The sequence below is a fragment of the Thiohalocapsa sp. genome (assembly GCF_019695415.1).
GTDB lineage: Bacteria > Pseudomonadota > Gammaproteobacteria > Chromatiales > Chromatiaceae > Thiohalocapsa.
On the sequence record NZ_JAIFKJ010000292.1, the window covers coordinates 1 to 8,677 of the forward strand.

General features: G+C 69.2%; 8 protein-coding genes. 3 read left to right on the top strand and 5 right to left on the bottom strand.

Annotation, left to right across the window (positions count from 1 at the left end; translation table 11 throughout):
* The first annotated feature begins 315 nt into the window (after positions 1-315).
* Positions 316-1,173, top strand: a complete 858-nt coding sequence (modD, locus tag I6U14_RS08465; protein WP_296898444.1) for a ModD protein — start codon at positions 316-318, stop codon at positions 1,171-1,173.
* A 76-nt stretch (positions 1,174-1,249) separates the two neighbouring features.
* On the opposite strand, the gene I6U14_RS08470 is transcribed toward modD, so the two are convergent.
* The gene (locus I6U14_RS08470; protein WP_296898446.1) at positions 1,250-2,092 is read right to left on the bottom strand and encodes a TOBE domain-containing protein; all 843 of its coding nucleotides are present in this window, start codon (positions 2,090-2,092) and stop codon (positions 1,250-1,252) included.
* 50 nt (positions 2,093-2,142) lie between these two features.
* Here I6U14_RS08470 and I6U14_RS08475 point away from each other — a divergent pair, with 50 nt between their 5' ends.
* A complete protein-coding gene (locus I6U14_RS08475; protein WP_296898447.1) occupies positions 2,143-3,192 on the top strand; it encodes a CPBP family intramembrane glutamic endopeptidase in 1,050 nt (349 codons plus the stop codon).
* A 175-nt stretch (positions 3,193-3,367) separates the two neighbouring features.
* Here I6U14_RS08475 and I6U14_RS08480 read toward each other — a convergent pair whose 3' ends face one another.
* Both I6U14_RS08480 and I6U14_RS08485 read right to left on the bottom strand, forming a co-directional pair.
* On the bottom strand, positions 3,368-5,203 hold the full coding sequence (locus I6U14_RS08480) for a sodium:proton antiporter (RefSeq protein WP_296898448.1): 1,836 nt from the start codon (positions 5,201-5,203) through the stop codon (positions 3,368-3,370).
* Positions 5,204-5,421: 218 nt separating this feature from the next.
* Entirely contained in the window at positions 5,422-6,078 is a 657-nt protein-coding gene (locus tag I6U14_RS08485) for an ankyrin repeat domain-containing protein (RefSeq protein ID WP_296898450.1), read from the bottom strand.
* A 202-nt stretch (positions 6,079-6,280) separates the two neighbouring features.
* Between I6U14_RS08485 and I6U14_RS08490 the strand changes: the two genes are divergently transcribed.
* The gene (locus I6U14_RS08490) at positions 6,281-6,679 is read left to right on the top strand and encodes a hypothetical protein (RefSeq protein ID WP_296898452.1); all 399 of its coding nucleotides are present in this window, start codon (positions 6,281-6,283) and stop codon (positions 6,677-6,679) included.
* Positions 6,680-6,717: 38 nt separating this feature from the next.
* On the opposite strand, the gene I6U14_RS08495 is transcribed toward I6U14_RS08490, so the two are convergent.
* Positions 6,718-7,287 (bottom strand): putative 2OG-Fe(II) oxygenase, encoded by a 570-nt coding sequence (locus tag I6U14_RS08495; protein WP_296898453.1) that lies wholly within the window; start codon positions 7,285-7,287, stop codon positions 6,718-6,720.
* A 42-nt stretch (positions 7,288-7,329) separates the two neighbouring features.
* The gene (locus tag I6U14_RS08500; protein WP_296898454.1) at positions 7,330-8,544 is read right to left on the bottom strand and encodes an NAD(P)/FAD-dependent oxidoreductase; all 1,215 of its coding nucleotides are present in this window, start codon (positions 8,542-8,544) and stop codon (positions 7,330-7,332) included.
* Between the last annotated feature and the right edge of the window lie 133 nt (positions 8,545-8,677).

Consider the following 8,677-nt stretch of genomic DNA (forward strand, 5'->3'; position numbering starts at 1 on the left):
GGGCTCGCCCGGGGCGGGGGGGTGGTGTCGGGGGCTTTGGGGGACACCCGCACAAAACCAAGGAGTTGGGGGGGGAACGGTGCAATCAGTGTCACGCAACAAGGTCCCGGTGAAGTCCGCAAGCGTGACCCCCGGGCCGGTCAACGTCACGGCGTGCCCGCCTGACTGCGTTATATGAACCAGAATATAGCGTGTTACTGGCTCCATCTGCGCCCGGCGCGCACCGACAGAGCGCAGCGTGTGCCGTGCCGGCGCCTCGTCGACTTCACCACAATTGCGGCAACCGCCACGTCCCAATCCCTACGGAATCGACCCATGCCTGTGTCCGTACCCCCGGTCCTGAGCGACCACGAGCTGCACCAGATCCTGGCCGAGGATGTCCCCTTCGGCGACCTCACCACCGAGTCGCTCGGCATTGCCGATGAGTCCGGCAGTATCCGCTTCTTTGCGCGTGACCCCATGACCGTCTGCGGCGTCGAGGAGGCGGTGCGCATGCTCGAGCTCTGCGGCGCCGAGGCCGTGGCGCACGCGGCCTCCGGCGACGACGCGCCGCCGGAGACCCTGCTGCTCGAAGCCCACGGCAGTGCCGGTGTCCTCCACCGCGGCTGGAAGAGCGCGCAGACGCTGATGGAGTGGTGCGGCGGCATGGCGAGCCGCGCCGCGGACATCGTCGTCGCCGCCCGACGCGGCAATCCGCATGCCCTGGTGGCCTGCACCCGCAAGAATGTGCCTGGCAATCGCCGGCTGGCGGTGAAGGCGTGCAAGGCGGGCGGTGCCGTGATGCACCGCAACGGCCTCTCCGAGACCATCCTGATCTTCGCCGAGCATCGACAGTTCTTGCGTGGCGAGACGCCGGCGGAGACGGTGCGCCGGCTGCATCGGCTGTGTCCGGAGAAGCGCGTGGTGGTTGAGGTCGCGACGCCGGACGAGGCCCTCGCCTGGGCCGATGCGGACGTGCTGCAGCTGGAGAAGCTTGCGCCGGAGCAGGTGGCCGAGGTCGCCGCCCGGCTTGCCGGGCAGGGCTCGTCCGCCGTGGTCGCCGCCGCCGGCGGCATCAACCCCGGCAACGCCGAGGCCTATGCGCGTGCGGGCGCCCGGCTGCTGGTGACCACCGCGCCGCATCTGGCGCCGCCGCGGGATGTGCAGGTGCGGTTTTTTTCGGGTGACGCGTGACGAGTGACGAGTGACGAGTGACGAGTGACGAGGGGCGAGGGGCGAGGATGCCGCCGCTGTGAGGCGCCGTGGCGGCTCAGTCGACGCCGATGATGACCGCGGCCGGCGGGAAGACGGCGCAGGCTTTGCCCTGCTCGTGGATGTTGAGTTGTGCGACCTGCTCGGCGGTGGTGACGCCGCGTACTGTCACACCTGAGCCCAGCGCGATGACCACCTCTGCTGGTCCGTCGCCGCGCAGGATGCGCTCCACGCGTCCGCATAGGGCATTGCTGCGCGGCGGCAGATCCGTCGGCGGTGCCGCCAGGACATCCACCCCAACCGCCTTCACCAGCGCCCAGACGCGCCGGCCGGGCTTGAGAGCCAGGCGCTCCACGCTCTCGTTGGTCACGCCGGCGGTGATGCGCTCGCCGCCCGGCAGCGCCAGTGTAACCTCGGCATCCACGGTGCGCACGGTGACGGCGGTGATGCGCCCGACGAACTGATTGCGCGCACTGGTGCGCAGCGCCAGGCGGCGGAGCAGGTCCAGGGCGCTGTCGGAATCCCCGAGCACGCCGCCGGTGTCGCCCAAGGCGGCATTCACGCCGGCGAGAAAGCGCTCGTACTCCGCCGCAATGGTGCGATAGGCGTCGATGAGCCGCTTGCCGGCGTCCGTGAGCCGGGTTCCGCCGCCGCCGCGCCCGCCTGTGGCGGTGGCCACCACCGGCGCCGGCGCCAGGTTGTTCATGGCGTCCACGGCGTCCCAGGCCGCCTTGTAGCTGACACCGACGGCCTTGGCGGCCTGGGTGATGGAGCCGCGCTGCTCGATCTGCTCCAAGAGCGCAATGCGCTCCTCTCCCAGGAAGGCGACCTCATCCACACTGAGCCACAGGCGGCCCGCGACATTGAAGGGTGGGCGGTCTTGGCGTGGTGGGGACGGCATGGCGTCGGCGCTGTCGCTGCTCGGTGTGCGGCCGCTGATGCTGCTTGAACATGGGCAAAGCCGGCCGCTTGTTCCCGGCTGAGCAGGGCGTGTTGCAGGCATTCAGCCAGGTCTCAGGTCAGCATCAAGCATCGCAGATCCAGCGCCTCGGCTCCATCCGCACGCTGACCCCACCCCTTCAAACTTCACCCGTCAAACTTCAAACTTCCCCCATGCGCACCACCGCGGTCTTCTTCGCCTACCTGTTCTGCTGTCTGCTCTTGGCAGTGCTGACCGCAGTGCCGCTGATGGAGACCGGCCTCATCGAAGAGCCGCCGCGGCGGGTCATGGGGCGGCTCGCGCAGATCTACATCCTGCTCGGGCTCTGGCCGTTTCTTGCGCTGCTGCGGCTGGACAGCAAGGCGGCGCTTGGGCTCAAGCTGCCGCGGCGGCGCTTTCTGCTGAAGGTCGCCGTCGGCTGGGTGTTGGGCGTCGCTATCCTCGCGGTGCTGATCTGGGCGCTGCTGGCGCTCGAGGTGCGGGTGGCAGACCTGCCGGCTGACGGCTTGGTCTGGTTCGTGCTGGAGAAGGCCGTCCCGGCCCTGGTGGGCGGCCTGCTGATCGGCTTGCTGGAAGAGCTTTTCTTTCGTGGTGCGCTGTATGGGGCCATCCGCCGCCGCGAGGGCCTGCGCGCGGCGGTGGTCTGGTCTGCGGCGCTGTATGCGCTGCTGCATTTCATGAAGCCGCACGACCTGCCGCCCGGCGTGCCCTTCGACTGGGCGGGCGGCTGGGCCATGTTCGCCGGCGTCTTCACCGGTGTCGCCGACTGGCGCCATCTGGACTCCCTGCTGGCGTTGTTCCTGGTGGGGGTGTTTCTGGCGCTGGTGCGCGAGCGCGCTGGGCACATCGCCTGGGGCGTGGGGCTGCACGCGGGCTGGGTGTTCGTGATCCAGCTCTCGCGGCGGCTCACGGACGCCGACGACACCGCGACCTTCGCTTATCTCACCGGCAGCTACGACGGCGTCATCGGCCTGCTGGCGGCGGCTTGGATCGGTGTGCTGGTGCTGGCGTTTTGGGGTGTGAGCGGGATCGGGCGGCGCAGCGGCGTGCCGCCGGCGTAGGTTGGATCGACGGTGGTGCCGAGTGCAACTCGGCGGCCCCAGGGGTGGCGCAACGCCGCGACGGGGTCAGCCGCGGTGAGCGATCACCATCGTCCTTCCCCGCTCACTGAACGACGCACCTGTGCCGTGTCGCTGAGCATCCCGCAGCCTCGCCCCTCGCCCCTCGAAACTCAAGTCAAACCAACGGCCGCGCCCGATCCGCCGCCCGTTCATCGGGCTCGTGCGCTTCCTCGCTGCCCTTGGGGCCGAGCCAGACCACCCGCTCGCCGGACTCGGCGCGCAGGGGCTTGTCCGCCTCCAGCAGGCGGATTGCGTTGCTCGTGCCGATCACCAGCACCGGCACCGCGCCGTCGGGCAGCGCGGCCGTGAAGGCCTTGGCGTCGAAGGTGTCGGTGAGCTCGTTGCATCGAAAGCCCCAGCCCTGGTACCAGCGCCGCTGCAAGTCTTCGAACTGCACGTCTTGGCCCATGGCGGTGCGCCCGCGCAGCTCCGGGGCGGGCTTGTGGGGCTCGGCGCTGTCGTTGCCGGCGAGCTGGAAGATGTTCTGCCGGCCGAGCTCCGGTGCAAAGCGCGCGCAGGCCAGGGCGTTGTAGGCGTCGTTGTTGGTGGCGGCGAGTAGGCTGCCGAAGGCGCCGAGCTCCAGGGCATGCTCGGCATGCTCCGAGAGCAGATCGCCGAAGTACACCGGCACACCGGCTTGGCGGGCGCTGCGCAGCCGATGCCAGGCGCTGTCGGCGACGATGACGGGCACCTCCTGCTCGTGGAGGCTGGCGGCCAGGCCGTTACTCCAAGCGCTGCCGCCGGCGATGATGAGCCCGCCGTGGCGCCGGGCGCTCAGGTCCAGCTTGCGGGCGAGCCAGCCTAGGCTGAAGCCGTGCAGCACCACGGTGGTGAAGATCAGCACGAACACCAGCGGCAGCAGCAGCTCGGCGCCGGCGAGCTCGCGCTCGGCCAGCAACGGGCCGAACACGCCGGCGACAGCGGCGGCCACCACGCCGCGGGGTGCGATCCAGCCCACCAGGGCCCGCTCCTGCCAGCTCATACCGGCGCCGAGGGTGGACAGCCACACCACCGCCGGGCGTACCAGAAACACAACGGCGACGATGAGCAGCACGCTGCGCCAGTCGAGCGCGGCGAGAATGGCCGGGTCCAGATCCGCCGTCAGCAGCAAGAAGACGCCGGACACCAGCAGCACCGCGACGTACTCCTTGAAGCGGCGGATCTCGCCCATGCTCGGCAAGTTCATGTTGCCCAGGACCACGCCCATGACGGTGGCGGCGATGAGCCCGGACTCTTCCAGCACCAGGTTGGACAGGGCATAGGCGCCGATGGCCGCCGCCAGCGCCACAGCGCCCTTGAGATACTCGGGCACGAGCCCGGCGAGGAAGGCGCGGCCCAGCGCCCAGCCGCCGACGCCGCCCAGCAGCAGGGCGACGCCGACGCCGATGCCGAATTGCTGCAACGTCGCATGCAGCTGACCCGCCTCGGCGCCGACGAAGTAGTTGAACGCGACCACCACAAGCACCGCGCCGGTTGGGTCGTTGACAATGCCCTCCCACTTGAGGAAAGAGGCCGGCCGGCGCTTGAGCCTGGCCTGGCGCAAGAGCGGCAGGATCACCGTCGGGCCCGTCACCACGGTGATGGCACCGAACACCAGCGCCACCGCCCAGTCCATGCCGACGAGGCTATGCGCAACCCAGGCCGTCAGGCCCAGCGACAGCGCCACCGCAACGGTGGTGAGCCGGAACACCACCGACGCGGATTGCCGGAGCTCGGCGAACCTGAGCGACAGCCCGCCCTCGAACAGGATCGCCGCCACGGCGAGCTTGATGAGCGGCTGATAACCGTCGCCCAGGGCCTCGCTCGGGCGCAGGATGCCGAGCACCGGGCCGATCAACAGCCCGGCCAGGCTCAGCAGCACGATGCTCGGGATCTGAAAGCGCCAGGCCAGCCACTGCGCGCCGATGCCAAGCACCATCAGGAGGGCGAGAATCTCGGTGAGGTGATGCATCGATGGCTTGCGCGCACGCGGCTGTGGCTTGGGGAGGCGCGCAGATTACCGAAAGCGCCGCCGGGATGTGCATGCGGCGGGGTTGCCGGGTGCGGTGATTTATACGCGCGACGGGTATAGTCGGGCTTCGCTGTCGCTCAGCGCCGACCTACGGCGGCGTAGGTCGGTGCCGACGCCAGGAGGCCCGACGTGCGTCGGCGGCGTTTCGTCGGGCGTCGCTAGTCTATGACGCCATAGCGGCGCAGTAGCTGAACCATGACGGGGTCGGCGATGTCGGCGGCGGTCGGGAGCCAGGGCTCGGGGGCATCTTCGGGGCGTTTGCCTTGGGGCGCCAGTGGGGCTCCGCGCTCCAGCAGCAGCTTGGAGATGTTGACGTTGTTCCTTTGCACGGCCAGCGCCAGCGGGGTCCTGCCCTCCGTGCCCGCGCTGCCGAGCTCGGCGCCCCGTTCCAGCAGCAGGTTCAGTGTGTCACGGTCCAGGGCGCCGCGCTCGATGAGCTGGCGCAACAGCGCTTGTGGGTCGTCCTTGGCGCCCCGTTGCAGGAGCAGCTCGGCCGCCGGCACGCGGCCGTGCACCAGCGCGGTCATGAGCGCCGAGTCGCCATCCGGGCCGGCGGCCATGGGGTCAGCACCATGCTTGAGCAGCTCTTTCGCGATGGCGACCTTACCGTCGCCCACGGCGATGTTCAACGGCGGCTGCCCGCCGGGGCCAGGCTGATTCGGGTCTGTGCCCCAGTACAAGTGACGCTTCACCTGTACCAGGTCGGCGCTCTGCACCGCGTGGTGGAAATTGCCGCTCGGCTTCGGCGGTGCATCGCAGCCTTGCAGCATCAGCAGACAGCCAAGTATGGTGCCGAGGCTCAGTATGCTTCGCATGAGTTTCGGGGGGGTACTCCTTGGAGAATGGCGAGGCCGACAACGCCAGCCGGCTGCGCGGTCCGGCAGCTCTGCACCCTAGCGCCGGCCGCCTTCGCCGACAAGGGACGCCGCCCGCCACCGGGGCTCTGTGCCGACGCTCGGGCGTCGGCGACGTGATGCCGTGCTCGGCTCAGCGCGATATAGGCTCAGACACACAGTCATGCTCGGGAAGTTCCTCCTCACCGCCGCCATCATCGTGCTGGCTTTCTATGCCGTTCGCCAGCGCGCGAGCGGCAGCGATCGCAATGTCGGCCGGCGTGAGACCAACGAGGACAGTACGGGCAGCGTGTCTGCGCTCTTCTCCCGCCGCAATCTGATCCAAACCGCGGCGGGCGTCGTGGTGGTGACCATGATCGTCGGCAGCGCACTTGCCCTGCTGCAGGGCTGGGAGCGGGCGCGTGATGTGGTCACCGTGGAGGTCGCAAACCCCATCACAGGCGCCGTGGAGCGCTTCGAGGCCAGGCGCAGCGATGTGGGCGAGCAGACTATTCGCACCCTCGACGGCCGCCGCATCCGCGTCTCCGAGGTGGAGCGCATTATCGTCCGCGAGTCCCGCTGAGCACATTGCGTCAATCCCATGGGGGCAAGCCCCGGGGCTCAGCTCGGTGACTCGGGCAGGGCGAGATTCGGAGGCTCCGCCGCCGGGCCTAGGTTGAAGGCCACCGACAGCCGCAGGCCCGTGCCCCGGTGCGGCTCCACCCAATGTGTCAGATCCGGCGGGAACAGCATCAGCATACCGGCCTGGGGCGTAACGCGAACTTGGAAGGGGCCGTCGGCGAAGCAGATGGCACCGCTGTCGGCGGGCATGGTGACGTAATAGACGCCGGAGAGCAGCTCGTCGTTCTCGGCGTGGTTGTGCCGGCTCGTACTGCTGCCCGGCGGCATGGCATTGAGCCAAAAGCCGCAGCGCAGCGGCGGACACAGTGGGCCGAGGCGCTCAGTGCCGGCGGCGGTGGCGAAATCGAGCACCCGAGCCAGTCCCGGCAGCCGGGTACGGTCCAGATAGAGGTTTTCGAACCGGCCGGCGATGAAATGGCTGCGGCGGGTGAAATCCTGCTCGTCCAGCGTGCTAAAGGCGGCTGCCAGCTGGCCGTTGATGGCGTCGGCCTCCGCGAATCGGTGCGCAGAGATGAGCGGGATGAACTGCGCGTCCGCTGAGGTCGGCATGTGCGCGAATGTTCGCCGGCACGCTAGGGGCGAGCGCTGGAATCAGGCGGCCGCCGTCGCCAGTGCGCCGAAGCGGCGCTCGTGCTCGCTGCGGCTGCGGGTGACGCAGTCCTCGATGGAGACGCCGAGGAACCAGTTGCCGGTGATGCCTAGGCGCCCACCGGCGAGCGCCCGGTCCAGCGCTGATACCCGCTCTGGATGCCCTTTGCGCAGGGCCGGCAGGCGGTTGCGCACGTGTGCCGTGGCGCGCAGTCGTGTGGGATCGGCCGCAAGCGCTCGGCATGCGGCATCGATACGCGCCTGCTCATCCAGCCGGTCACCTGGAAAGTGAAACGCGAAGCCGCGCAGCGCTGGATGCTCCAGAAAGTCCCGCGATACCGCAGACAGGAATGCGCCGTCGACGCTGATGAAGCCGGCCAGGGCATCCACACCGACGTCGGCCTTGTCGAGCACCAGCAGCGTGGTGTCGATCTCTGCCATGCCGATGCTGCCGATGATGGCCGCCGCCTCGGCGGCGGCGTCTGTCAGCAGGGTCGCCGCCACGTCCGGCGGCACCGCCAGCGTGAGCCAGTCTGCGCGATGGCTTGTGCCGTCGGCACAGGTGACCGCGAAGCCGTCGCCGTCGCGTGTGATGGCGGTTGCGATGGCACTGGTCTTGACCCGCACGCCGGGCGTCGCGGCAATGGCCCTGGGGATCTCGCTTAGGCCCTCCGGCATGGTGAAGCTGCGCAGCACGTCCTTGCGGCGCGGCTTCTTGCGGAACAGGGCCTCCGCCGGAAAATCGTCCGCAGGCTGGCAAATCACGGAGCGGAAGGCAGGGCCGAACAGATCGCGATAGTTCTTCTCGCCGAGGCCCTTGCCGTAGTACTCGCGCACGCTGGCGCCGGCCTTTTCACTGCCGAAGAGCTTCGGGAGCGAGCGCAGCAGCTCCAAGGGGTGCAGTGCGGAGACAATCGACTTGCGCTCGCCGCCGCGCCAAAGCTTGTAGCTCTGCTTGGCTTTGGCCGTGGCGCGGGTGAGGATCCCGAGCTGGTCCATGATGTCCAGCAGATTGCCGTAGCTGTTGAAGCAGCTGTGGCTGCCGGCCTCCACCCAGTAGCCGTCGAGTTCCGGAAAGCCGTGCGTGTGCATGCAGCCGCCGGGACGGGCGTCGGCCTCCAGCACCAGGGTGTCCTGGCCGCTTCGGGCGGCGTAATGCGCTGCGCTCAGGCCGCTGATACCGGCGCCGACGACGATGTGTGTGGGTTGCTGGCTCATGGACGGATCGGCCCCAAACGGCGGGCGGATGATGTCGGACACCCGGGCGGCGAAATACCGGCGCCGGCTAGCCCCCTATTGTGCGTCGTCGCTGCGGCGGCCGTCGAGAAGGACGAGTTTCAAGGGTTAATGC